Origin of the sequence: Embleya hyalina, from assembly GCF_003967355.1 — a bacterium.
In the GTDB taxonomy this organism is placed as follows: domain Bacteria; phylum Actinomycetota; class Actinomycetes; order Streptomycetales; family Streptomycetaceae; genus Embleya; species Embleya hyalina.
The window spans coordinates 148,494-172,455 of sequence record NZ_BIFH01000030.1 but is presented as its reverse complement, the minus strand read 5'-3'; the positions used below and the strand labels follow the sequence as shown (position 1 = coordinate 172,455).

General features: G+C 70.9%; 25 protein-coding genes. 11 read left to right on the top strand and 14 right to left on the bottom strand.

Annotated elements, in window-relative coordinates:
- Positions 1-171 precede the first annotated feature (171 nt).
- Both EMA17_RS33050 and EMA17_RS33045 read left to right on the top strand, forming a co-directional pair.
- Entirely contained in the window at positions 172-678 is a 507-nt protein-coding gene (locus EMA17_RS33050; RefSeq protein WP_126640846.1) for a SigE family RNA polymerase sigma factor, read from the top strand.
- Positions 675-1,370, top strand: coding sequence for a hypothetical protein (locus EMA17_RS33045; protein ID WP_126640845.1), 696 nt, complete (start codon positions 675-677; stop codon positions 1,368-1,370). Before EMA17_RS33050 ends, EMA17_RS33045 begins: the two co-directional genes overlap by 4 nt.
- A 99-nt stretch (positions 1,371-1,469) precedes the next feature.
- Here the strand turns inward: EMA17_RS33045 and EMA17_RS33040 are convergent, their stop codons facing one another.
- The 3 genes from EMA17_RS33040 to EMA17_RS33030 all read right to left on the bottom strand — a co-directional run bounded on the left by EMA17_RS33040 (position 1,470) and on the right by EMA17_RS33030 (position 4,450).
- Entirely contained in the window at positions 1,470-2,618 is a 1,149-nt protein-coding gene (locus EMA17_RS33040; RefSeq protein ID WP_126640844.1) for a cystathionine gamma-synthase, read from the bottom strand.
- Positions 2,619-2,704: 86 nt separating this feature from the next.
- On the bottom strand, positions 2,705-3,526 hold the full coding sequence (locus tag EMA17_RS33035) for a hypothetical protein (RefSeq protein ID WP_126640843.1): 822 nt from the start codon (positions 3,524-3,526) through the stop codon (positions 2,705-2,707).
- Between the two features lie 75 nt (positions 3,527-3,601).
- Positions 3,602-4,450 carry a hypothetical protein gene (locus tag EMA17_RS33030; RefSeq protein ID WP_126640842.1) on the bottom strand — a complete coding sequence of 283 codons (849 nt, stop codon included), beginning with the start codon at positions 4,448-4,450 and terminating at the stop codon, positions 3,602-3,604.
- Positions 4,451-4,724: 274 nt separating this feature from the next.
- On the opposite strand from EMA17_RS33030, the gene EMA17_RS33025 reads away from it, so the two are divergent.
- Positions 4,725-5,684: a fibronectin type III domain-containing protein gene (locus EMA17_RS33025; protein WP_246127050.1), complete on the top strand. Its 960-nt coding sequence runs from the start codon at positions 4,725-4,727 to the stop codon at positions 5,682-5,684.
- Positions 5,685-5,699: 15 nt separating this feature from the next.
- Here the strand turns inward: EMA17_RS33025 and EMA17_RS33020 are convergent, their stop codons facing one another.
- The 3 genes from EMA17_RS33020 to EMA17_RS33010 all read right to left on the bottom strand — a co-directional run bounded on the left by EMA17_RS33020 (position 5,700) and on the right by EMA17_RS33010 (position 8,718).
- Positions 5,700-6,197, bottom strand: a complete 498-nt coding sequence (locus tag EMA17_RS33020; RefSeq protein WP_126640841.1) for a DUF4186 domain-containing protein — start codon at positions 6,195-6,197, stop codon at positions 5,700-5,702.
- Between the two features lie 49 nt (positions 6,198-6,246).
- On the bottom strand, positions 6,247-6,765 hold the full coding sequence (locus EMA17_RS33015; RefSeq protein ID WP_126640840.1) for a GNAT family N-acetyltransferase: 519 nt from the start codon (positions 6,763-6,765) through the stop codon (positions 6,247-6,249).
- A gap of 198 nt (positions 6,766-6,963) precedes the next feature.
- Positions 6,964-8,718: an MFS transporter gene (locus tag EMA17_RS33010; protein ID WP_126640839.1), complete on the bottom strand. Its 1,755-nt coding sequence runs from the start codon at positions 8,716-8,718 to the stop codon at positions 6,964-6,966.
- Between the two features lie 74 nt (positions 8,719-8,792).
- Here EMA17_RS33010 and EMA17_RS33005 point away from each other — a divergent pair, with 74 nt between their 5' ends.
- Complete coding sequence (locus EMA17_RS33005; protein ID WP_126640838.1) at positions 8,793-9,806, top strand: helix-turn-helix transcriptional regulator; 1,014 nt, start codon at positions 8,793-8,795, stop codon at positions 9,804-9,806.
- A 72-nt stretch (positions 9,807-9,878) separates the two neighbouring features.
- Here EMA17_RS33005 and EMA17_RS33000 read toward each other — a convergent pair whose 3' ends face one another.
- The 7 genes from EMA17_RS33000 to EMA17_RS32970 form a co-directional block, all read right to left on the bottom strand.
- The gene (locus EMA17_RS33000; protein ID WP_126640837.1) at positions 9,879-11,183 is read right to left on the bottom strand and encodes a dicarboxylate/amino acid:cation symporter; all 1,305 of its coding nucleotides are present in this window, start codon (positions 11,181-11,183) and stop codon (positions 9,879-9,881) included.
- A gap of 457 nt (positions 11,184-11,640) precedes the next feature.
- A complete protein-coding gene (locus tag EMA17_RS32995) occupies positions 11,641-11,946 on the bottom strand; it encodes a DUF4229 domain-containing protein (protein ID WP_246127059.1) in 306 nt (101 codons plus the stop codon).
- Positions 11,947-12,075: 129 nt separating this feature from the next.
- Positions 12,076-13,161, bottom strand: a complete 1,086-nt coding sequence (locus tag EMA17_RS32990) for an SUKH-4 family immunity protein (RefSeq protein ID WP_126640835.1) — start codon at positions 13,159-13,161, stop codon at positions 12,076-12,078.
- Complete coding sequence (locus EMA17_RS32985) at positions 13,154-13,840, bottom strand: SUKH-4 family immunity protein (RefSeq protein ID WP_126640834.1); 687 nt, start codon at positions 13,838-13,840, stop codon at positions 13,154-13,156. The genes EMA17_RS32990 and EMA17_RS32985 overlap by 8 nt, the downstream gene beginning before the upstream one ends.
- A gap of 298 nt (positions 13,841-14,138) precedes the next feature.
- Entirely contained in the window at positions 14,139-15,302 is a 1,164-nt protein-coding gene (gene mqnE / locus EMA17_RS32980; protein WP_126640833.1) for an aminofutalosine synthase MqnE, read from the bottom strand.
- A gap of 80 nt (positions 15,303-15,382) precedes the next feature.
- Positions 15,383-16,342 (bottom strand): threonine ammonia-lyase, encoded by a 960-nt coding sequence (locus tag EMA17_RS32975; protein WP_126640832.1) that lies wholly within the window; start codon positions 16,340-16,342, stop codon positions 15,383-15,385.
- 56 nt (positions 16,343-16,398) lie between these two features.
- Entirely contained in the window at positions 16,399-16,857 is a 459-nt protein-coding gene (locus EMA17_RS32970; protein WP_026219445.1) for an Lrp/AsnC family transcriptional regulator, read from the bottom strand.
- A 180-nt stretch (positions 16,858-17,037) separates the two neighbouring features.
- On the opposite strand from EMA17_RS32970, the gene EMA17_RS55510 reads away from it, so the two are divergent.
- Positions 17,038-17,172, top strand: coding sequence for a hypothetical protein (locus EMA17_RS55510; RefSeq protein WP_281290559.1), 135 nt, complete (start codon positions 17,038-17,040; stop codon positions 17,170-17,172).
- Between the two features lie 143 nt (positions 17,173-17,315).
- Here the strand turns inward: EMA17_RS55510 and EMA17_RS32965 are convergent, their stop codons facing one another.
- Complete coding sequence (locus tag EMA17_RS32965; RefSeq protein ID WP_126640831.1) at positions 17,316-17,981, bottom strand: UbiX family flavin prenyltransferase; 666 nt, start codon at positions 17,979-17,981, stop codon at positions 17,316-17,318.
- 171 nt (positions 17,982-18,152) lie between these two features.
- Between EMA17_RS32965 and EMA17_RS32960 the strand changes: the two genes are divergently transcribed.
- The 6 genes from EMA17_RS32960 to EMA17_RS32935 all read left to right on the top strand — a co-directional run bounded on the left by EMA17_RS32960 (position 18,153) and on the right by EMA17_RS32935 (position 23,934).
- The gene (locus EMA17_RS32960) at positions 18,153-19,136 is read left to right on the top strand and encodes a hypothetical protein (RefSeq protein WP_126640830.1); all 984 of its coding nucleotides are present in this window, start codon (positions 18,153-18,155) and stop codon (positions 19,134-19,136) included.
- 408 nt (positions 19,137-19,544) lie between these two features.
- Positions 19,545-19,991: a PaaI family thioesterase gene (locus EMA17_RS32955; RefSeq protein ID WP_160161645.1), complete on the top strand. Its 447-nt coding sequence runs from the start codon at positions 19,545-19,547 to the stop codon at positions 19,989-19,991.
- Positions 19,992-20,171: 180 nt separating this feature from the next.
- Positions 20,172-20,840: an iron-containing redox enzyme family protein gene (locus tag EMA17_RS32950; protein WP_126640828.1), complete on the top strand. Its 669-nt coding sequence runs from the start codon at positions 20,172-20,174 to the stop codon at positions 20,838-20,840.
- A gap of 18 nt (positions 20,841-20,858) precedes the next feature.
- Positions 20,859-21,587 (top strand): hypothetical protein, encoded by a 729-nt coding sequence (locus EMA17_RS32945; RefSeq protein ID WP_126640827.1) that lies wholly within the window; start codon positions 20,859-20,861, stop codon positions 21,585-21,587.
- Between the two features lie 4 nt (positions 21,588-21,591).
- Positions 21,592-22,698: a methyltransferase gene (locus EMA17_RS32940; protein WP_160161644.1), complete on the top strand. Its 1,107-nt coding sequence runs from the start codon at positions 21,592-21,594 to the stop codon at positions 22,696-22,698.
- A gap of 15 nt (positions 22,699-22,713) precedes the next feature.
- Entirely contained in the window at positions 22,714-23,934 is a 1,221-nt protein-coding gene (locus tag EMA17_RS32935) for an acyl-CoA dehydrogenase family protein (protein ID WP_126640825.1), read from the top strand.
- The last annotated feature ends 28 nt before the right edge of the window (positions 23,935-23,962 follow it).

Below are 23,962 nucleotides of genomic sequence, written 5' to 3'. Positions count from 1 at the left end.
TTTTGCCGCCGTTGCCGGAGTGCGGGCCCGGTGACGGGGATGCGGCGCCGAGGGGCGATATGTCGCGACCCGCGACTACCCGGACAGGTGTGGGGCAGCAGCACAGACAGAGCGGCGACGGCACCGAGCCGGGCCCGAGGGCATCCGCTCGGCAGACCTGCGGGAGGCACCGTGCACAAGCGCGACGCTCGCGAATTCGAGATTTTCGTCCATACGGTCGGCACGCAGTTGCTGCACGCCGCGGACCTGCTCACCGGTGACCGACAACGCGCGGAACGCCGGGTCGAGCGCGCGCTGGCGCATACCTGTCTGAAGTGGAGTCGACTGCCGAGCCAGGATCCGGTACGCACCGCGTGGCGGGCGCTGCTGGCCGGCTACCTGGATCCGTGGCGTCCGGGGCCGCGCGGGCACGATCACGAACTCCCGGACGCGGGCGAGCCGTTCACCACGCTGGACCGGCTCGGCCGGAGGGAGCGGGCCGCGGTGGTGTTGCGGCTCTACGCGCGGTTGGACGAGTACGACGCGGCCGAGGCGATGGGGCTGCCGGTGGAGACGGTGTCCGGGGCGTGGCGGCGCGGGATGGCGCAGGTCCTGGCCGGCGGCGGGCTGGTCCGCGCGGCGCCGGTCGGGTCGCGGGAGGCGACGGATCTCGCCGCGGACGCGGAGGCGTACCGATGAGCGTGACCGTGTCGCCGCCGGGCGCGGCGGACGCGGAGGAGGTGCCCGAGCCGCCGGAGTTCCCGTATCGGCCGCTGCCGCCGAACCTGGCCCGGCGGGTGCGGCGGCGGGCGGCGCTGCGCAGGCTGCGCCACGTGTTCGGCTCGGTCGTACTGGCCGGCGCGGCGGCCGGCGGCCTGTGGCTGGCGGCCCCGGGCAGCGGCGGCGGGGGCGGACTGCCGCCGACGCCGCCGGATCCCACGCCGCTGTGGCCGGTGGACCGGAGCCAGCCGTCGGATCTGCGCACCGATGTCGGCTTCGGCGCTTCGGCGTGGATCGGCGACACCGGCCCCGAGGGCGACTCGTCCTGGTGCCTGGGCGGCGCGGCCGAGCCGGAGGAGGCGCGCTGCCGCTTCCTGCCCACCCCGGGGCGGCTGGACACGGCGATCATGCCTTCGGGCCGATACGCGCCCGCCGGACAGCGGTTGGTGGTCGCCGTCCTGATCGGCCGCGGTACGACCGCGCCGGCCCTGCGCGGCGAACTCCACGACGCCGCGGGTGCCCGACGGATGCGCCTGGAGCGCCCGGCGGACCTGCCCGGGGTGGCCTACCTGTGGGCCTTCACCGGCGGGTCCCCGGTCTCGATCACCGTCTACGACGAGGCGGGCAACCTGGTCGCCGCCTGCGCGGGCTGTACGGACGAGGCGCGGTAGCGCCGGTGCCGGCGAAGGTCGGCGAAGCCGCGAGCGCCGGGTGGGCCGACCGGCCCCCCGGCGCTCGGGACGCGACGCCCGATACGCGGCACCCGGGCCTCAGCCCAGGGCGCGTTCCAGGTCGGCCAGCAGGTCGTCGGCGGATTCGATGCCCACCGACAGGCGCACCAGGTCGCCCGGGACCTCCAGCGGCGAGCCCGCCGCCGAGGCGTGCGTCATCCGGCCCGGGTGCTCGATCAGCGACTCGACGCCGCCGAGGGACTCGCCCAGGGTGAAGAGTTCGGCCCGGTCGCACACCCGAACGGCGGCCTCCTCGCCGCCGTTCACCCGGAACGAGACCATGCCGCCGAACGCCTTCATCTGCTTGACCGCGACATCGTGGCCGGGGTGTCCCGGCAGCCCGGGATACATCACCTCGGCCACGCGCGGGTGCCGGGAGAGCAGGTCCACGACCCGCTCCGCGTTGGCGCAGTGCCGGTCCATCCGCACGCCCAGCGTCTTGAGCCCGCGCAGCGTCAGCCACGCGTCGAACGGCGCGGGCACGGCGCCCATCGCGTTCTGGTGGAACGCCAACTCGGCGGCCAGACCGGCGTCCTCGACCACGAGCGCGCCACCGATCACGTCGGAGTGGCCGCCCATGTACTTCGTCGTGGAGTGCACCACGACGTCCGCGCCCAGGGTCAGCGGCTGCTGGAGGTAGGGCGAGGCGAAGGTGTTGTCGACCACGAGCAGCGCGCCCGCGTCGTGCGCGACCGCCGCGAGGGCGGCGATGTCGGCGACGCCGAGCAGCGGATTGCTCGGCGTCTCGCACCACACGATCCGGGTGACGCCGGGCCGGATCGCGGCCCGTACCGCGTCGAGGTCGCCGGCGTGCGCGGGGGTGTACCCGATCCCCCAGCGCGAGGCCACCTTCGCGAACAGTCGGAAGGTGCCGCCGTAGGCGTCGTCCGGGATCACCGCGTGGTCGCCCGGCGCGCACAGGGCGCGCAGGAGGCAGTCCTCGGCGGCCAGTCCGGAGGCGAAGGTCAGCGCCCTGGTGCCGTCCTCCAGGGCCGCGACGCACTCCTCGAGCGCGGTGCGGGTCGGGTTGCCGGAACGGCTGTACTCGTAGCCGCCGCGCAGCCCGCCGACGCCGTCCTGCTTGTAGGTGGACACCTGGTAGATCGGCGGAACCACGGCCCCGGTCAGCGGGTCGGGTTCCTGCCCGGCATGGATCGCCAGGGTCTCAAAGCCGTGCGATTGGGTCATGACCGGAACGTTAGTCGCCCCGACGCGCTGGGGCGCGCATCCGACCGATCCGGGGAACCGGGGGAACCGGGAACCGGGGACACCCGCTAGGCGCGCAGCAGGCGGTCGAGCATCAGGCGGGCGGCCTGGGTCGCGCGGGTGCGCACGTCGGCCATGTGCTCGGGGCCGGGGGCGCTGAAGTAGGCGGACATCGCCACGGTGTCCTTGCGCAGGGTCACCACGACGTACGCGTACGGACTGCCGCCCGACTTCAGGTACATCAGGCCCTCCTCGGCGAACACCTCGTCGGCCTCGGCGAACGGGGGTTGCGGGGCGCCGGGGCTGTCCTTGGCCTGGGTGCCGTCGGTGTAGGTGCGGGTCGGGCAGCGGTCCTTGACCTGGCGCGCGTTCTGGACCTGATCGTGCGCGCCGCGCGTGTCCTTGTGCACGATCGCGCTGGTGCTGCCGCTGGAGAGCGTGTTCGGCTGTGCGGCGTCGGACTGTTGGACCTGGCGCACCCACTGGCCGATGATGCTCGACGGCAGCGGCACGGTCTGCTGCGTGCAGTCGGCGGCGTAGTCGGTCCAGGTCTCGCCGGCGAACTCGTAGGTGCTCTGCTTGACGAAACCGCCGCCCCAGTCCTCGGGGGCCAGCGCCAGCGAACGAGCGAGCGTCTGCGCCTGCTCGGGGCTGCGGCTCGGCGGCGCGGTGGTGCCGGACGGCCGGGAGGTCGCGGTGGTGGAGGCGGTCGGGCTCGGGCCCTTGGCGACGGGGCTCGCGTCGGTGGACGTCGCGTTCGGGACGACCGCGAACGGCCCGTCGCCGCTGTCGGCGCAACCCGCGAGCAGCAGGGCGCCCAGGAGCGGGCCGATCGCGCGGAGCATCGTTCGTCTCGCGCCGGATCCCGCGCGGATTCTCGTGCCGTTCATCCGATGACTCCCCCGTGAGCGTGAACCCACATGATATTCACCGTGTTCACGCGAGGTCGGCGCGGGCGCGGCGGGTCAACGCAGTTGCACGGTGGCGCGGGCGATCATCTTGGCCACCGCGTCGATCGCCTGGTTCTTGGCCGACTCGAAGGTCTTGTCCCCGCGGTCGACGACCGCGGCGGTGAGCACCGTCTGGCCCTGCCGAGCCGTCACCCACACGTACTGGAACGGCGCGCCGCCGTGGCCGGAGATCCACTGGGCCCGGGCGACGTGTACCTCGTCGATGCCCTCCACGGTCAGGTCCAGGACCTGGATGCCGTTCAGCTTCTCGTCGCCGCCGAGCACCTGGTCGGGGCAGCGCCGGGCGTCGGCGACGCCGACCTGCATGTCGGTGCGGGCCGCGAGGGCCGTGGAGTACACCGTCGCGGAGGACGTGGCGAGCGTCTTGCTGAGGTTGTCCACGCTCGGCTTGCCGTCGGGGATGTACACATAGCGCGCCATGGTCGCCAGCGCGCCCGGGGTGGTGCCCTGGAGCGCCTGCTTGCAGTCGGTGCCGGTGATCACGTGGTCGAGCGCGGTGTGTTCGTAGTTCTGCTCCTGGGGGACGTAGGTGTCGCCCCAGTCCTTGGGGACGAGCGCGACGGCGGAGACCACGCTCTGCGCCCGCGCGGCGGTCAGCGTCACGTCGGCGCGGGTGGTCGTGGTGGGACGCGGCGTGGCACTCGTGGTAACCGGTTCCGGGGTGACCGGATCCGGCGAGGGCGGCGGCGGAGGTTCCGGGTTCTGCGTCGAACCTCGGCTCACGGTGGGCGAATCGCTCACCCCGAGGCCGAACGGCCCGCCCTTGGACGACCCACCCGAACACCCCGCCACGAGCACCCCGCTCACGATCAGGGCCGCCGCCATCCCCGCCTTGCGCACCATGGAACGCCCCCGCCTCCCGAAACCCCAGCGTCGAGTCCCATTCAAGCGGGTGGCGCGAACTCCCACACCCGAACCCGGGGGATTGCGCGATTCCCGGGAAAATCACGGGGAGTTCCCCGAACCTGGACGGCGCGTCCGGCGACCCGGCGGGCCCACGTGTGGGGCTGTGCTCTTGTTCCGGGGCGGGGGACTGTGTCATATATGTCTAGACCAATTGCTCCTCGGCGAAGATCGGTGGAGAGGCGTTGTGGCGCGACGGGTGGCACGGATCGGCTTGGCCGGCTTGGTCGTTGCGCTGGCGGCGACCGGGTGTTCGGACGACGGACGGGACACCACGCCGCCGCCGGTGCCCGTCGAGGTGAGCGCGCTGGCGTCGAGTTCGGTGTCGGTGCACGTGATGTGGCGGGCCGATCCGAGCGTGGCGGTGTTCGAGGTGTTTCGCGGCGACGCCAAGGTGCTGGACGTCACCGGCGGGCGGCACATGGTGGACGTGAGCGGACTGACGCCGGGGACCGCGTACACGTTCTCCGTGCGGGCCCGGGACAAGGCCGGGAACGTGTCGGCGGCGAGCCCGGGGGTGCCGGCCACCACGCCGTCCGTGGTCCAGGGCGAACGGGTGCCGCCGACCGCGCCCGGGAACCTGCGCGGCCAGGCCCGGGGCAAGGACGGGGCGACGCTGACGTGGGCGGCCGCCACGGACGACGTGGGGGTGACCGCGTACGACATATGGCAGGCCGGCGTACGCGTGCACAGCGTCGCCGCGGATCGCACCACGGCGGTGGTCACCGGGCTGCGTCCGGGCACCGAGTACGTCTTCACCGTCACCGCGCGCGACGCCGCCGACAACAAGTCGCCGGCGAGCAGCCCCGTCACGGTGGTCACCGAACAGGGCGCCGGCAACGGTCGCAACACCGCGCCGACCGACCTGCGCGCGATCCCCCGGACCGCGGTGGACGGCACCTACGCCGACCTCACCTGGACCCCGCCGGACGTGGACGGGGTGGTCGCGAGCTACGAGGTGTACCTGGACGGGCGGTTCCTGACCACGGTCCAGTGGGGCGCGGCGCCGCCGACCGAGGTGGCGCGGTACAGCCTGCCGCTGGGCGATCGGCCGGTGGTCGGACACGTGCTGAAGGTCCGGGGGCAGCTGCCCGACGGCACGTGGGGCGAGTTCTCGGCCGACCTGACCGTCACCGACGCGCCGCCCGGCGCCGCGACGCCCGGCGGGCCGTAGCGCCGTCCGGGCCGCTCAGCGGGACCTGGACGCCCGCGAGGCGCGGGCCGACCTCGGGGAGCCCGACGGGTTCTCCGGGACGGTCGGCATCGCCGAGCGCGGCGGGCGACTCGCGCGGGTCTTCGCGACCGGGCCGATCTCCCGGGTCAGCCAGCCGCAGACGAGGTTGACCGCGTAGTTGAGCTCGGCCCTGTCCAGCGGCCGGCCCCGGGGGATGCCGTGCACTTCCTCCAGGCAGCCCCGGCAGCAGGTGCCCGTGGCATGCTGCGCGACGAAGACCGGGTGGCCCCGGTACGGGGTCTGTCGGCCGTCCTTGCTCGGCTTGGCGGGGCCGAGGCGCCGGGCGATCACGTCGTACGCGTACCAGCGCACGCCGGACTCGCCCAGCGTCACGGCGACGGTGCGTTCCCGGCCGGGCAGGTGGAACCGGGCACGGGACGGAAGTTTGCCGATCGCGTCCAGGCGGGCATCGAGCGGCTCGGGCCTGGCGCCCTTGGAGGTCTTGGTCGTCATATCGCCTCCAACGGTAACCGGTCCGGCTCGGGCCGGGTGCTCGTCCGGCTCAGGCCAGGTGTTTGTGGAAGATCGTGGTGGAGCGCAGCACACCCGAGGCGTCCGCCGCGTAGGACGGGATGGCGCCCGACTCGATCCAGCCGGCGCGTTTGTACAGCCGCTCCGCGCCGCTGCCGGTCTGGGTGTCCAGGGTGAGCAGGCTGCGGCCGGACGCGGCGGCGAACTGCTCGGCGGTGGACAGGAGTTCGCGGGCGATGCCGTTGCCTCGGGCACGTCGGTGCACGAGCAGCTTGGAGATCGTGGCGCGGTGCCGGCTGTTCGGCATGCCGGCGAAGCGGAGCTGGATGGTCCCGGTGACGCCCTCGTGGTCCGAGGTCGCCCACACGATGATCCGGTTGTTGCGTATCTCGGCCGCCTGCGTCGCCCACCACTCGGCGGCCGCGTCGATCGGCAGCGGGGCGAGGAAGCCGACCCCGGCCCCGTCGTCCACCGCGTCCACGAGCAGCGCGGCCAGACCGGGGGTGTACGTGACGAGATCGATCGCGGAGAGCCGGACTGGCATTGTCATACAACCATTCTCCCGCGCCGTTCGCTCGGCCCCCGACCAACCCCGCCCCGATCGCCGGCGGTCGGCGGGGCCGTGGCCGATGTGGCCGAAGTGGACGCCGAGCCGACTCCGCGAAGCGTGGTCACGGGGGAGACGCGCCGCCGCCCGGCGCGGGCCCCTTTCGGGGTCCGGGCCGGGCGGCGGCACGGGGAACGGGCCTCAGACCAGGGCCGGTTCGCGGGTTTCGGTGAGGCTTTCCGGGGTGGCCTCGGCGAGCTGGTTCTCCCGTGCCCGCTTCGGGAGGAGGAAGCCCAGGGCGAAGGCGACCGCGGTCAGGGCCAAGGCCAGGAGGGTGGTGCGGCGGATCGCGTCGAGCGAGGAGCGGGTGTGGGTGTCGGCGCTCGCCTCGGCGACCGCGGCGGTCGCGGCCGGCGGTACCCGGAGGGTGCGGCAGCTCGCCGGGACGGTGTCCGGGTCGGTGGCGTTCTCCCGGTCGTCCAGGCAGGCCCGCAGGCCGGTCACGATCGAGTCCTGCGTCCCGGTCGGCACGCCCGCCAGGCTCATCTCCGCGCGCAGCCTCGGCGCCGCCGACGTGTCGAAGTTGTGCGTGGCCTGGGCGCCGATCACACCGAAGAACACCGTGCCCAGGACCGCGATGCCCAGCGAGGCGCCGAGCTGCTGCAGGGACTCCAGCGCACCGGACGCCGAGCCGACCTCGTGGTCCTCGACCTCGCCCATGATGATGTCGAAGACCGGGACGAAGATCATGCCCATCCCGAGGCCGAACACCGCCAGCGGACCGAGCAGGTCGCCGCTGCCGAGGCCCGTCTCGGCCTGCCTGAAGACCAGGTAGAGCCAGCCGGTCCCCGCCGCCATCACGGTCAGCCCGATGTGCAGGATGCGCCGACCGAGCCTGCCCATCACCACACCGCTGAACCCGGACCCCACGAACGCGCCGACCGCCCACGCGCCCATGGTCAGGCTCGCCCGGGTCGGCGTGTACCCGAGGCCCAGCTGGAGGAACAGCCCGATCGCCATCGAGATGCCGACGATCGCGCCGAAGAACACCATCACGAACCCGACACCCGAGGCGTACGACCGGCGCCGGAACACCCCGAGCCGAATCAGCGGCGCCCTGCCCGCCGCCTGCCGCCGCAGCTGGTACACCGCGAACCCGGCGAGCACCGGCAGCGACGCGCCGCACTCGATCAACGACCAGAGCGGCCAGCCCAGTTCGCGGCCCTGTACCAGCGGGTGCACCAGCATGAAGGTGCCGACCCCGGCGAGCACCATGCCGACCACGTCCAGCCGCCCGCCGGGCTCGCTCGGCGCCACCTTCGGCAACACCCGCCCGCCGACGAACAGCGCGAAGGCGCCCAGCGGAAGGTTGATCAGGAAAATCATCCGCCACCCGGTGCCGAACACGTCGCCGTCCACGAGCACACCCGCGACGATCGGCCCGAGCACCGTGGACAACCCGATCGCCGGGCCGAACACCGCGAACGCCTTGCCGAGCTCGGCCGGCGGGAACAGGTCCCGGAGCAGCCCGAACGTCTGCGGGATCATCAGCGCCCCGAACAACCCCTGGAGCACCCGCGCCACGATCAGCGTCTGCGGCGACCACGCTGCGGCGCAGGCCACCGACAGGGCCACGAAGCCGACCACACCGACCATCAACATGAACCTGCGGCCGTACATGTCGCCGAGCCGCGCGCCGGTGAGCAGGCCCACCGCGAGGGCCAGCGTGTAGCCCGCCGCGATCCACTGGAGGCTGGAGTAGCCGCCGCCCAGGTCCCGGCGGATCGCCGGTGCCGCGACGCCCACCACGCTGGAGTCGAGCAGGTTCATCAGGGTGGCGGCGAGCACCACGAGGAGTCCGAGCCAACGCTGCCGGGGGCCGACGACGGGCCGGGAGGACGGGGACGACGGGGTGGCGAGGGTGTGCTCGCCGCTGATTTCCGGGCTCTTTTCCACGTCTCCGACACTAGGGTTCAAACAGGCAAGGTTCGTTCCTGTTCATCACGCCCGGAGCCGGCAGACTTCGGCTCATGTTGGAAACCTCCGCGCGCCTGCTGCGCATGCTCTCGCTGATGCAGACGCGGCCCGACTGGACCGGTCCCGAGCTCGCCGAACGGCTCGGGGTGAGCGGCCGGACGGTCCGCTACGACATCGAACGCCTGCGCAGTCTGGGCTATCCGGTCGACGCACGTCGAGGGGTGGTCGGCGGCTACCGGCTCGGCGCGGGCAAGGCGCTGCCGCCCCTGCTGCTCGACGACGAGGAGGCGGTCAGCGTCGTGGTCGGTCTGCGGATCGCCGCGGGCAGCGTGGTGGACGGCATGGACGAGGCGATGTTGCGCGCGCTCGGCAAGCTCGACCAGGTGCTCCCGTCCCGGCTGCACCGCCGGGTGAAGGCGCTGCAGAAGTACACCGTCCCGGTCCGCGCGACCGGCCCGGCGGTGGACATGGACGTGATGACCGTACTCGCCGGCGCCTGCCGCGACCACGAGCAACTGCGCTTCCGCTACAGCTCGCACGACGGCAAGGAGTCCTCGCGCCGGGTCGAGCCCTATCGCCTCGTGCACCGGATGGGCCGCTGGTACCTGGTCGCGTGGGACCTGGAACGCACGGACTGGCGCACCTTCCGGCTGGACCGGATCACCCCGCGTCCACCGCACGGACCGCGCTTCACTCCGCGCGAGTTGCCCGCCGACGGCGACGTGGCCGCCTTCGTCAACCAGGGTGTGCAGAACGCGCGCGGGCAGTACCGGGCCCGGGTGCTGGTGCACGCCCCGATCGGCACGGTCGCCGACCGGGTGCCGCCCGCCTTCGGCTCGTTCGCGGTGGTCGACGACCGGACCTGCGTCTTCGAGACCAGCGCCCCCAGCATCGAGAGCCTGGCCGTCTACATCGGCCTGCTCGACGCCGACTTCGAAATCGAGGACCCACCCGAACTGGTCGACCACATCCGAACCCTGGCCCGCCGCTACACGGCGGCCACCCCGACCCCGACCGCCGAGCCCGAGCGCGAGCCCGCACCGGCCGAGGACCCCTCCCCGAGCTGACCCGGGGCCGACGCGACGACGCCCCCGACCCCCCTCGGCATGAGGGGATCGGGGGCGTCGGTTCGGGGTGGGTCAGACGGAGACCGGTTCGCGCTCCGGGGTCTTCTGGAGCGGGACGTGGGGCTTGACCGGCTCGTCCGGCGCTTCCAGGTCACGCGGGTTGTTGTACATCTCCAGGTCGAGCGTCTTCTCCCGAGCGGAGACCAGGATCGGCACGACCACCTGCCCGGCCACGTTCGTGGCGGTGCGCATCATGTCCAGGATCGGGTCGATCGCCAGGAGCAGGGCGACGCCGGCCAGCGGCAGGTTCACCGTGCTGAGCGTGAGGGTCAGCATGATGATCGCGCCGGTGAGACCGGCGGTGGCCGCCGAGCCGATCACCGAGACGAACGCGATCAGCAGGTATTCCTTGATGCCCAGGTTCACGCCGTAGACCTCGGCCACGAAGATCGCGGCGATCGCCGGGTAGACCGCGGCGCAACCGTCCATCTTGGTGGTGGCGCCGAACGGCACCGCGAAGGACGCGTAGTCCTTCGGCACGCCCAGGCGCTCGGTGACCTTCTGGGTGACCGGCATGGTGCCGACCGAGGAGCGGGAGACGAAGGCGAGCTGGATGGCCGGCCACGCGCCCTTGAAGTAGTTGAGCGGGTTGACCTTGCCGACCAGCCAGAGCAGCAGCGGGTAGACCACGAACATCACCAGCGCGCAGCCGATGTAGATGTCGGCGGTGAACGTGCCCAGCGGCTTGATCAGGTCCCAGCCGTAGGTGGCGACCGAGGTGCCGATCAGGCCGAGCGTGCCCAGCGGGGACAGCTTGATGACCCACCACAGCGCCTTCTGGATGATCTCCAGGACCAGTTCGGCGCCCTTGACCAGCGGCTCGGCCTTGGCACCGACCGACAGGATCGCGGAACCGAGCACGACCGCGAGGAACACGATCTGCAGGACCTTGACCTCGGAGAACGCGGTGACGATGTTGGTCGGGATGATGCCGGTGAGGAAGTCGAGCCAGTCGCCGTTGGTCTTCGGCGCCTTGCCCGGGTCGGCCGGCAGCTTGAAGCCGTCACCCGGGTTGGTGATCAGGCCGATGGTCAGGCCGATGGCGACCGCGATCAGCGACGTGATCAGGAACCACATCAGCGTGCGGGCGGCGAGCCGGGCGGCGTTGTTCACGTTGCGCAGGTTCACCACGCTGACCAGGATCGCGGTGAACACCAGCGGCGGTACGGCCAGCTTGAGCAGCTGGACGAAGATCGTGCCGATCTGGTCGAGGGTCTCGGTCAGCCACGAGACGCTGTACTCCTTGGCGATGAAGCCGAGGACCACACCGAGCACGAGACCGGCGGCTATCTGCGCCCAAAAGGGCGTTCGCTTCAATGTCTTGAGGGAATCGACTGCTGATGACAAGGCAGGGCTCCTGAACGGGCACCGTGGGGGACGGAGGGTGGCGGTACGGAGCGGCCGTGAACCTGCGCATCAAAAGGCACCCGAGTGCCCGCAGGAAGAACTACGAGGAAGCGTTACTTCGCGCAGAACGGCCGCAAAAGGCCGACGTGCGGGCGGTCGGGACGACGAGCGTGAAGGCGTCGACCCGACGGGGGCACGGCAGCGGTCAGCCGCAACACAGCGCGGTGGCGCAACGGCCCAGGTCGACATGACGACGTGACACGAGCGGGAAACCCACCGCACCGTGTGTCATCTGCGTGTCGCCTGCACCGATCATGAGGCGAGGATAGCGACAGCAAACCGATAAACGCAAAGAATTACGGAACGGACACCGCCGGACACCGACGGCCACACCTCGCTTACGCGACGTCCCGGGGCACGACACGCCCTAGGAGGCCTCCCTGGAGCGCGGCGAGATCGCGCCCGTCGCCTCGTCCTCGGCGCGGTTGTCCTCGGCGATCCGGTCCTTGGCCGCCTGCACCCGGTTGTACAGGGCCTCGGACATGGCCTCGCGCTGCGCGTCGAGGAATCGGTAGCTGATCACCGCCGACAGCCCCGCGGCGATGGCGATCGCGATGAAGACGTTGCCGCCGCCGTCCATGTCGAACAGGCCGAACACACCCATGGCCGCCGCGAACAGTGCGGCGAAGATGCCGAGCCGGTAGAGCGAGTAACGCAGCGCGGGATTCGACATGGTCACCTTCGGTTCCACTGGCGGACGCGGTACGAGAGGCCGCGGGCGCGAGCCCGGGCCGCCACTACCAGTCAAGCATCCCCCATTTCGGACCCGGATCCCGACCCCGAATCGGCGATCCGACCCGGCTCAGGGGCCCAGTCCGTTGATGCCGTCCAGGATCATGTCCTCCCAATAGCCGCCCGGCTCGGCCCAGGCGAGCGGGTCCACCGACGACAGCAGGTCGACCGCGATCGACTCCCATACGTCGTGGATGCCGATCCCGAACCGCTCGCCCTGCCGGTGCATCCGGCCGATCACCCACATCGTGAAGGCGAGTGTGGACAGGTCGGTGTCGAGCGTGTCGAGAAACGGCTCGTCGCCGCCGGTGTTCCAACGCCGGACCACGCCGGTGCGGCCGTCCACGAGCAGATCGCCGTCCTCGCTGACGTAGCCGAGCACCACCAGGTGCTCCGCGTCGGCCGGCGGCTCCGGCTCGTCGTCCCAGTCCGCCCGGCGCTCGGCGGCCAACTCCGCGAGGGTCGGCAGCGGCTTGCCGTCGCTGCGCATGTCCAGATACGCCCACGCGTCGATCAGCCCGACGTCGAGCAGGAACCGTCGGGTCGGCTCGTGCGTGATCGCGGCGGGCAGCTGCCGCTCCTCGTAGCCGGAGAACTCGTTCTCGTAGACCAGGTCGAGCATGGCGGGCGTGATCCGCACCGCCAGGCCGTCCCCGGGCAGCGCCGCGCGGCGCAGTTGCCACAGCGCGAAGGAGGTGTGCCAGAACGAGTGCCCCGGGTTCAACTCGGGTTCGGTCTCGCCGAGCAGGTCGATCAGTTCCTCGGCGGTGCGCACCGGACCACGGCCGGGGCGGATCGCCTCGACCAGGGCGCAGTTGCGCACCAGCGTGGACACGTCGACGGACATCAGCGCCGGGTCGCCGTAGCGCTCCTCGGCGAACACCCGGCCGGTCGCGCCGTCGAGCAGCACCGCCTGGTCGGCCGTGCGTAGCGAGCCGTAGGCGCCGAGCACGATCCGCCCGTCCCGACCGGGGTCGGGCTCGGCGTCGGGCTCGAAGCCGATCAGCGCCGCCCGGCGGGGCAGGCCGACCTCGGCCAGGAAGCGCCGGGTGGGTTCGTGGGCGATCCCGGGCAGGTCGTGTCGGACCACCTCGTCGGGCCCGAACCACTCCTCGACGTCGCGCCGGGTGATCGCGATCCGCAACGCGTCAGCCATACAGCAGTCCTCCCGCCTCGTCGTCGAACACGTTCGGCCGGTACGCGGCCGGCCCGCGGACCGCCATCGGGTCCACGGTGCCCGGTACGGCGGTCATGATCGCGGCCAGGCCGTCGTAGTCGTCGGTGATCGCGAACTCGCGGTCGTACTCCCGCACCCGCACGATCGACCACTGGGCGAAGGCGAGCGTGGACGGGTCCGCGGCGATCGGGAACAGTTCCGGTTCGTCGTCGCGATACCAGCCGTGCACCCGGCCGTCGTCGGCGTCCGGAAGCAGGTCGACGCGCGAACCGATCACGTCCACGCCGCCGATCCGCACCAGCCGCGCCGCGTTCGGCGGATCCCGATGACCATCGGGGTCGAAGGCGTCGAGCGCGCCGACCCACAGCGGGCGATCCGGGTCCGGGCACACCGGCGGCGCGTCGACCAACCCGACGTCGCGGAGAAAGCGCCGGGACGGCGCGTGGGAGTCGAGCACGTCGGGGATGTTCCCCGTGGTGATCCGCACCACCCGCTCCCGCCCGAGGTCGGCGGCCAAGCCGGTGTGCGTGAGCCCGAGCCGCAGCCCGTCTCGCCCCGGCCCGGGCGCGTGCAGCAGCGGCCACACCGGCAGGGCCGCCCGCCGGAAGGCGCACACGTCGGGATCGCTCGCCGGGATCCCGGGCTCGTACGCGCGCACCCGCCCGAGCGCCGCACGCGCGGCCCGCCCCGGATCCCGCGGCCGACAACTCCGATTCGCCCGGGTGCGAGTACACCCGCCCGCTCCCCGGGTCGAGCAGGATCACCCTCGGGGCGAGCCACCCGGACTCGCCCGGCACGAGCATCCCGTCCTCGGGCTCGCGCGGCTCGGGATACAGCCGCAGCAGCGCGGCCTCGGCGACGGGGCCGAACGCGCGCACGAATGCCGCCGCGTCCGCGCGCGCACCGTCCCGCATCGCCCCGCTCCCCCGTCGCCGATCGTCCTCGACCGCGTCGGATCAGAGCTTCATCGGCTGCGGCGTGTCGCGCCGGGCCGGGTCCGGGCCCTCGTACTCGCGCAGCGTCTCGTAGCGCGTGTTGCGCTCCACCGGGCGAAAGCCCGCGTCCCGGATCAGTTCGAGCAGGTCGTCGCGGGTCATCTTGTTCGGCGTGCCGAAGTCGTCCGCGTCGTGGGTGATCTTGTACTCCACCACCGAGCCGTCGAGGTCGTCCGCGCCGTGGTTGAGCGCGAGTTGCGCGGTGGCCAGGCCGTGCATCACCCAGAAGCACTTCACGTGCGGGACGTTGTCGAACATCAGCCGGGAGACCGCGAACACCTTCAGCGCCTCGGCGCCGGTGGCCATCGTGGTCCGGGCCTGGAGCCGGTTGCGGACGATGCCGTCCCTGCTGTCGTGGAAGTCGTGCTGGTAGCGCAGCGGGATGAAGACCTGGAATCCGCCGGTCTCGTCCTGGAGTTCGCGCAGCCGGATCACGTGGTCGACCCGGTGCCTCGGCTCCTCGATGTGGCCGTAGAGCATCGTGCAGGGCGTCTTGAGGCCCTTCGAGTGGGCGAGCCGGTGGATCCGCGACCAGTCCTCCCAGTGGGTGTCGTGGTCGACGATGTGCTGCCGGACCTCCCAGTCGAAGATCTCCGCGCCGCCGCCGGTCAGCGACTCCAGGCCCGCGTCCATCAACTCGTCGAGGATGTCCGAGGCGGACAGGCCGGAGATCTTCTCGAACCAGTGGATCTCGGTCGCGGTGAACGCCTTGAGCGCGACGTTCGGCAGCACCTCCTTGAGCGCGCCGAGCGACCTCGGGTAGTAGCGCCACGGCAGGGTCGGGTGCAGGCCGTTGACGATGTGCAGTTCGGTGATCCCGTCCGGCTCCATCTCCTTGGCGAGCCGCACGGCCTCCTCGATGCGCATCGTGTACGCGTCCTTCTCGCCCGGCTTGCGCTGGAACGAGCAGTAGGCGCACGACGCGTTGCACACGTTGGTCATGTTGAGGTGGCGGTTGACGTTGAAGTGCACCTTGTCGGCGTTCTTCACCGTCCGCACGTGGTGCGCGAGCCCGCCGAGCCACGCCAGGTCGTCGCTCGCGTAGAGCGCGATGCCGTCCTCACGGCTCAGGCGTTCCCCGGCGAAAACCTTGTCCTCGATCTCCCTGCGCAGGCCCGCGTCCATGCGTGAGTACTCCCTCTTGGTCTTCTTGTCCGCCGCTGCGCGGCTTGTACGAGGTTACGCCCGGCCCCGGACGCGCCCGCTCAGGCCATCACCTCGGCGTAGAGCGCGGGGTCGACGTTGCCGCCGCTGACCACGGCGACGTGTTCGCGTCCGGCCGGGAGCACGTCCTCGCGGAAGAGGTAGGCCGCGGTGGCGACGGCGCCGGCGGGTTCGGCGACCAGGCGGGCGCGCAGGCCCAGGAAGCGCATCGCCTCGCGGATCTGGTCCTCGGTGACGGTGACGATGTCGTCCACGTACGCCTGGATGTGCGCGAACGGCAGCACGCCCACGGACGTGGTGCGCAGGCCGTCGGCGATCGTGCGGTATGTCTGCGTGGTGGACCACGTGGTGCGCACGCCGGTACGGAAGGACTCGGCGGCGTCGGCGGCCAGTTCGGGCTCGACGCCGATCACCTTGGTGTGCGGGCTGGTCAGCTTGACCGCGGCGGCGATGCCGGAGATCAGGCCGCCGCCGCTGACCGGGACGAGCACGGTGTCGACGGTGGGCAGGTCCTCGGTGATCTCCAGGCCGGCGGTGCCCTGGCCGGCGATGATCCGCGCGTCGTCGTAGGGCGGTACGAACGCGTAGCCGTGCTCCTCGGCCAGTTCCCCGGCGGCGGTGTCGCGCCGCTCCGGGGTGACGATCACCACCTCGGCGCCCAGCGCGTGGGTGGCGTCGATCTTGACCTGCGGGGTGGTGTCCGGCATCACGATCACCGCCTTGGCGCCGAACAGGCGGGCCGCGTAGGCCACCGCCTGCGCGTGGTTGCCGCTGGAGTGTGCGACGACCCCGCGCGAGCGTTCGGCGTCGGTCAGCGCCGCGATCGCGTTGTAAGCGCCGCGGATCTTGAACGCGCCGATCGGCTGCAGGCTCTCCGGCTTGAGCCACAGCGGCCGGTCGGCGTCGCCGTGCAGGGACGGCAGCAGCGGGGTGCGTACGGCCGTGCCCGCGATGCGCTTTTGTGCGGCCCGGAGGTCTTCGAGTGTCACCGGATTCGTCATGTCCGCCACCCTACGAGGGCGCGTCGACGATCACTCGGATACCGGTCGGGGTGCGGCTATTCGGTGGGTTCGGGCAGTTCGGCGGCGCGGTACTCCCATTTGGTGGAGAGCACCACGGTGGTCCGGGTACGGGCCACGCCGCGCGTGCCGGACAGGCGCCGGACCACGTTCTCCAGGCCCTCCATGTCCGAGACCCGGACCTTGAGCATGAAGGAGTCGTCACCGGCGATGAACCAGCAGTCCTCGATCTCGTCCAGGTCGCGCAACCGGCGGCTGACGTCGTCGTGATCGGCCGCGTCGGAGAGTTGGATCCCGATCAGCGCGGTCACGCCCAGGCCGAGCGAGACCGGGTCGACCGAGGCGCGGTAGCCGGTGATCACGCCGGCCTGTTCGAGGCGGTTGATGCGATCGGTGACGCTCGGTCCGGACAGGCCCACCAGTCGGCCCAACTCCGCGTACGAGGCTCGTCCGTTGCCGCGCAGCGCCTGGATCAGCTTGCGGTCGACGGCATCCATGTCCGTTTCCTCCAGGTATTCGATGGTGTCCACCGGGGGTCCGCCAGGGGACTACGACATGACGCAGGCACAAACCCCGGTGATGCCTGTAATTCATTGGACGGTTTCGATTCTAACCCTTAGAATCAAAGGCATCGGAAGCCACAAGCCTCTGATGACGATTCGTTGGGAGACGACACCGTGTACACCCTGGAGATGGCCCGCGCCCATATGCAGGAACTGCATGAGATCGCGGAACGCTCACGAGCCACCCAGCCGTCGAGCACGCTCAAGCGTGTGAAGCGCCTGGTCGGCCGCCGCAAGACCGGGCGCTGATCACCTCGGCAGATCCGGCACGACCCGCCAAGGCTCCCGTTCTCACGGGGGCCTTTTTGGTTGTCGGAAGGGCTGTGGTTGTCGGAAGGCCCGCGGTTGTCGGAAGGGCTGTTGCCGGAAGGGCCGCGGTTGTCGGGTCGGGCTCATCCGGTCGCCTCGCGTCGGGCGCCGCCGAGTTCGCCGTCCCAGCGCCGGTACAGGTCGTGGTGGACGCCGAGCACGTCCAGCACCTTGCCCGCGACGAAGTCGACCAGGCGCTGTACGTCCTGCGCACCCGCGTAGAAGGCCGGGGAGGCCGGCAGGATCACCGCGCCGGCGTCGTCGAGGCGGACCAGGTGGCGCAGCGTGGTGCCGGTCAGCGGCGTCTCGCGCGGCACGACCACGAGCGGACGGCGCTCCTTGAGCGTGACGTCGGCGGCGCGCTGGAGCAGGTCCTTGGACAGGCCGATGGCGATGCCCGCGACCGAGGCGGTGCTGGCCGGGACCACGACCATGCCCTTGGCCGGGTACGAACCGCTCGCCGGTCCCGCGCCCAGGTCGCCGGCCGACCAGTAGCGGACCCGGTCGAGGGCGGCCTCGTCGAGCCCGGTCCACGCGGTGAGGTCGTCGCGCCAGTGCGCGTCCCGAAACGCTGTGCCGGTCTCGTCGAGCAGGGTCAACCGGGCGGCCCGGCTGACCACGAGGTCCACCGCCTCCCCGGCGTCCAGCAGCGCGCGCAGCACCGCGGCGGCGTACGGCGTACCCGAGGCCCCGGACACACCGACGAGCCACGGACGTCGTTCTCCCTTGTTGCCGCGCTCCGTGTCCATGCCCCCATTGTCGCGTCGCGGGGCCGGCGACTCCCGCAGGGGAGGGGTGTGGCTCGCCCCGTTCGGCCCCGACGCGCCACCCGTGGCGTAATCGGGTGGACGAAGCTGCCTACCATGCGGGTAGGCATCCTTCGTGATGCCATCGATCGTTCCTCGACCGGGAGTTCAACTGTGCGTCCGATCCGGATATCCGCCGCGGCCCTGACCGTTCCGCTGGTCCTGCTCGCCGCCGGTTGTGGCGAGTCGTCCTCGGGAGACCCCTTCGAATCCGTTGCCGCCGGCGGCAACGCCCTCGACCCGAAGGGTCCCTCGAACGAGGGACTGAGCGTGGAAGCGTTGTCCAAGCAGGCCGAGAACGGCTACAAGGACCTCACGAACCTGCACATCGAGGGAACCGGGAAGATCTACGACGCGCCGGTCGGCGTGGACCTGCGCATCGGCACCGAGAACCGGGCCGAGGGCAAGGTGACCGTCCAGGGCAAGGCGCTCGATCTGATCGCGGTCGACAAGGCGTTCTACGTCCGGCTCGCGCCCGGCACCATCCAGACCGTCGTCGACCTGGGCAAGCGGATCGAGGCCGCCTCCCCGTCCGGCAGGCCCGGCTCCTCCTCCCCCGGTGACAAGAAGTCGGGGGACCAATTCGACACGATGTTCACCGAGGCCGCCAAGCTGGTCGAGGGCAAATATGTCAAGTTCGGCGACACCGACGTGAGCAAGTTCGGCCAGGATCTGCTGAAGGGCGGCGGCACTCCGTCGCTCGACAACCTCTTCGGCTCGAAGCCGGGCGCGGGTTCGCTGTTCGGCTCGGACTCCGACTCCGACTCGTCCGACCCGACCGACCATCCGAAGCTGACCAAGGGCCCGATCACCGACATCAACGGGGTCAAGACGATCCCGCTGATCGCGAAGGACGCGGACGGCACGGTCACCACGATCTACGTGGCGGCCAACGGCACGCCGTTCCCGGTGCGGGTGACCGCCGACGACAAGGGCGACGGCACCAACGAGGTGACCATCGACCTCAAGTACTCCAAGCTCTCCGGCGGCGTCTCGCCCAAGGCGCCCCCGGCCGGTGAGACGATCGACCTGAACGGCCTGCTGAAGTCCTTCGGCGGTGGCCTGTCGGACATGTTCGGCGACGACAAGGCCGCCTGAACCCCGACCCGTTCGACCCCCGCGCCCTCCCGGCGCGAACGCGCTTCCTCGGCCGCCCCGCATCGCGCGGGGCGGCCGAGTCGCGTTCGGGGGCGGGCACCATACCCCGACGCTCGGATGTCGGGCGCGGGCCCGGGAATCGGTCGGATCGAAGGTCCACGATTCGCCGGCCCGGCGGCGGATATTTGATCTCCATTCGCGATCTTGGCCGCCGGTCCATTTGCCTTCACCCGGTCGGGTGCTAATCGCCCGTCGCTCTCGCATGATCTTGTCGGAGTGGTTGACATTCGCCCTCCGACCTCACCATGCTGACAAGCGCGGCCGAATGTGCATGGGTCGGACGCATGGGCGAGCCGCGCGAGTCGAGCCGCGAAATGTCCGGCAAAATCGAGGAAAGAAGAATCGCCGGTGCCGAATACGAACGTCGAAGAGACCGTTTTCGACCGCCTGGGGGATCTGCCGCAGGTCGCCGCTCTCGTCGACTGGACGCTGCTCGAGCTCGACAAGAAATCGGATTCGATCCACCTTTCCTTCACCGCACTTCCCGAGTTCACCAACCCGGCCGGCAACGTGCACGGCGGATTCATTGTCGCCATGCTCGACGAGTGCATGGGTTCGGCCATCGTCGGTCTCACCGACGCGGAGTTCATGCCGGTTACCGTCTCCCTGTCCACCGATTTCGTGAAACCGATTTCCGTGGGTCGGATCCTGGGCACGGGACACATCACGTCGCGGGGCAACAGCTCGGCCTTCCTGGAGGCGAGGCTGACCGATACGGAGGGTCGGACCCTGGCCCGGGCGATCGGCACCTACCGGCTTCTCCCCTTCCCGAAGCCGCCGACGAAAACCCGTTAGTCGCCCCGTCGCCCCGTCGCCGTTCGCGCCGCCGCCCCGGCTCCCGTTTCCGTTCCGCTCCCGGTTCCCGCCTCCGGTCCCGCTTTTCGTCATCGCTCTCGCACCGCGGTCGAACCCCGCCTCGGCCGGATTGTCGCCACCACCGTCCGTCAGCCCGCCGGAACGAATGGAGCACCGATCATGAGCAACTTCGACGACCTGCTCGCCGCGACGGAAGAGGACTACAAGGCCTCGATCGAAAAGAACGGGCTGATCGAGCTCGTACTCGGGGGCGCGATGAAACGCGAGCATTACGTGAGCTACCTGCGCGAGACGTACCACATGGTGCGACACACCTCGCGGATGTTGTCGCTGGCCGGCGCGCGGCTCGGCGACGACTACCGGGGTCTGCGCGACTGGTTCTTCGAGCAGGTCCAGGAGGAGAACAATCACGACCAATTCTGTATGAACGACCTGCGGAACCTGGGCGAGGACGTGGCGCGGGTACTCGCCGTGCCGCCGAAGCCCGGGTCCTGGGGACTGGTCTCGCAGAACTACTACATGGCCACCTACGGCAACCCCGTGGGCATCCTCGGCGTGGCCAGCCTGACCGAGGGCCTCGGCGCGGAGCTGGGCAAGGTCATGGCGCAGGTGCTCCGGGAGCGATACGGCCTCGAACGTAATCAGGTGACCTTCATCAAGAGCCACGGCGGATTCGACGCCAAGCACATCGAAGACGTGAAGCGCGCGGTCGACGAGTTGCTGGTGAAGGATTCCGACATGGCCGACGTCATCCAGGGAAGGAGGATGACGATCCACTACTACAGTCGGATGTTCGATGATGTGCTGACCACTCCCATCGCATCCTAGAGTCGAGGATCCGACGGGATGAGGAGCATACGGGACGAGCCGCGGACCGAGGACGACGGCATTCCGACCGACCACGCGATGGCGACCTCACCGGTGGCGTTCACGGCCGCGCCGAAAGACGAATCCGTCCTGGCCGAGGTGCGGAAATACCAGACCTGCATGATCACCGAGACCCAGGAACGCGAAGAATACCGCGACTTTCTGGAAAAGGCGCTCAAGCCGCTCGGCATCTATCGCGATAAATTCCTGCCCGAAGTGGCTTCGAGTTGTTACAAGGTCACCTTCGACGGCCGCATGGCGGCCATCTTCAGGTTGACCCCGGCCGCGCCAGAATCGATCTACCACGAGGTGATACCGGGCGCCGCGGGCCGGCAAATCATCGAGGTCAACAATGTCGCGATCGAACAGTCCTTCAAGGGCGACCTCCTGCTCGGCATCATCATGCGCAACTGTGCGCTGCTTTCGCACGCCAAGGGCTTCGACTACGTCGCCGGGCTCATTCGGCACGAAATCCTGCCCATGTTCGTGGACTTCGGGACGATTCCGGTACGTCACGCGCCCCTGCATCTCCTGGGCGACGAGACCATCTGCGACTACGTGACCTACTTCATGACCGACCGGAAAGAACACGTCGATTACGCGGTCTCCCGGAGCTACCACTATTTCCATCGGAAGGTCACCATGAAGAGAATCGCCGCCGACGTGGCCGAATCGACGTTGTGCCCGACCGATGCGCTCGGAGGCTGACGCCGTGCGCGCCGCGGCCGGACCCGAGGGCCCGCAGGGTGCGACGTCCGAGGACGCGGCGGGGCACGAGCCGCGCGGAGGTGGGCGGAAACCGCCGCCCTCGGCCCGGCTCACCGCGATGATCGTGCAGGTGCTGGCCGGCAAGGCGGTGCACGCGGCGGCCGAGTTGGGCATCCCCGACCTGCTCGCCGGGGGGCCGCGGAGCAGCGCCGAGTTGGCCGAACGCCTCGGCGCGCACGGCCCGTCCCTGCACCGCCTGTTGCTGGCCCTGGCCGGGCTGGGGGTGCTGACCCCGGTCGGCGCGGACCGCTTCGAGCTGGCCGAGCTCGGGCAGCCGCTGCGCACCGACACGCCGGACTCGATCCGTGGGCTGATGCGGATGATGTGCGGCCCCGAAGTCTGGCGGAGCTGGGGCGAGTTGGTGCCCGGCGTGCGTACCGGCGAGCCGCCGTGGGAGCTGGCCCACGGCATGGGGTGGACCGAGTACTACGCGGCCCACCCCGAGGCCGCGGAGACGTTCAACCTGGCCATGGCCGAACACACCCGCGACGTGGCGCCCGAGGCGATCGCCGCAGCCGACCTCGGGCGGTTTCGTACCGTGGTCGATCTCGGCGGCGGCGACGGCACCCTCGTCGCGCACGTGTTGCGGGCCCATCCCGAGGTCGAGGGTGTGGTGTTCGACGTGCCCACCGGTCTGGCCGGCACCGCCGACACGCTCGCCGCCGCCGGGGTGTCGGCCCGGGCACGGGTGGTGAGCGGGGACTTCTTCGCCGCGGTGCCCCCGGGCTGCGACGCCTATCTGCTCAAGCAGATCCTGCACGACTGGGACGACAAGGAAGCCGGCGCCATCCTGCGCAACATCCGCGCGGTGATCCCCCCGGCGGGCCGGGTGTTCCTGCTGGAGCGCGCGCTGCCCGGGACGGTCACCGCCGGCAGCCGGTCGCAGGCCACCGCGCTCCTGCTGGACCTGCACATGCTGGTCGCCACCGGCGGCCGCGAGCGTACCGAGGAGGAGTTTCGGCGCCTGTTGCACACGACGGGCTTCGCGACGACCCGGGTCACCGCACTCCCCCGCTTCGACTTCCGGGTGATCGAGGCAACGCCGGCCTGAGAAGGGGTATCGATCATGTCCCGCACGACCGACCCGACCGGCCTCGACGGCGGATCCGTCGACGGCGCCACGATCCTGGCCAACGCCCGGGCGGTGGCCCCGGTGCTGCGCGAGGAGGCCGACGCGAACGAGCGTGGTCGCCGGCTCACCCCGCGGGCCGTCGACGCGCTGCGCTCGACCGGGGTGTTCCGCATGCCGATGCCCCGGGCGTGGGGCGGGCCCGAGGTGGACATCCGCACCCAGACCCGGATCGTGGAGGAGTTGTCCGCGGCCGACGGAGCCGCCGGGTGGTGCGCCATGATCGGCTCGGACGGCGGCTACTACAGCTCCGCGCTGGACGACGCCGTGGGCCGCAAGCTGTACCCCGACCTGGACACGATCACCGCGGGCTGGATCGTGCCGGCCGGTCGGCTCCACCGCGTCGACGGCGGCTATCGCCTGACCGGCCGCTGGCAGTTCGGCAGCGGTTGCACCCACGCCGACGTGATCATCGGCGGCGCGATCGTGTTCGAGGACGGTGCCCCCGCGCACACCGACGACGGCCGGCCCGAGACCCGGGTCGCCCTGCTGCGCGCCGAGCAGTTCGAGATCCTGGACACCTGGTACACCACCGGCCTGGCGGGCAGCGGCAGTCACGACTACCGGATCGACGACGTCTTCGTCCCGGCCGAGCAGACCTTCCGCTTCCGCGACCTGCGCGAACGCCGCCGTGAGGGAGTCCTGTACGCCTGGCCCGGCATGTTCTTCGCCAACCTCCCCGGGGTGCCGCTCGGCATCGCCCGGGCGGCGCTCGAGGCGGCCGAGGACCTGCTGGCGGACAAGATCGCGGTGCCCGAGATGCGCCCGGCCCGGGAGGACCCCCGGGTCCGGACCGGCATCGCCCAGGCACACGCCATGGTCGGCGCGGCGCGCAGCCACCTCTACGACGTGCTGGGCGAGTTGTGGTCGGCGCTGGAGCAGGGCACCGAACCGTCGTTGCGGCTGCGGGCGGCCCTGGTCGGCGGCTACATGCACACCATCCGGACCTGCCGCGACGCCGCCGGCGTGTTGTCCGACGTGGTCGGCAGTGCCTCGATCTACCGTGGTTGCCCGATCGAGCGCCGGCTGCGCGACCTCACCACGATCAGCCAGCACCTGATGGGCCAGCCCAAGATCATGGAGATGGCGGGCGCGATGTGGCTGGGCGTCGAGCGGGCCCTGACCAGGAACCCCCTGGCGGCCGAGGGGTTGATCTGACCGTGGACCCGACCACCGATCCGACCAC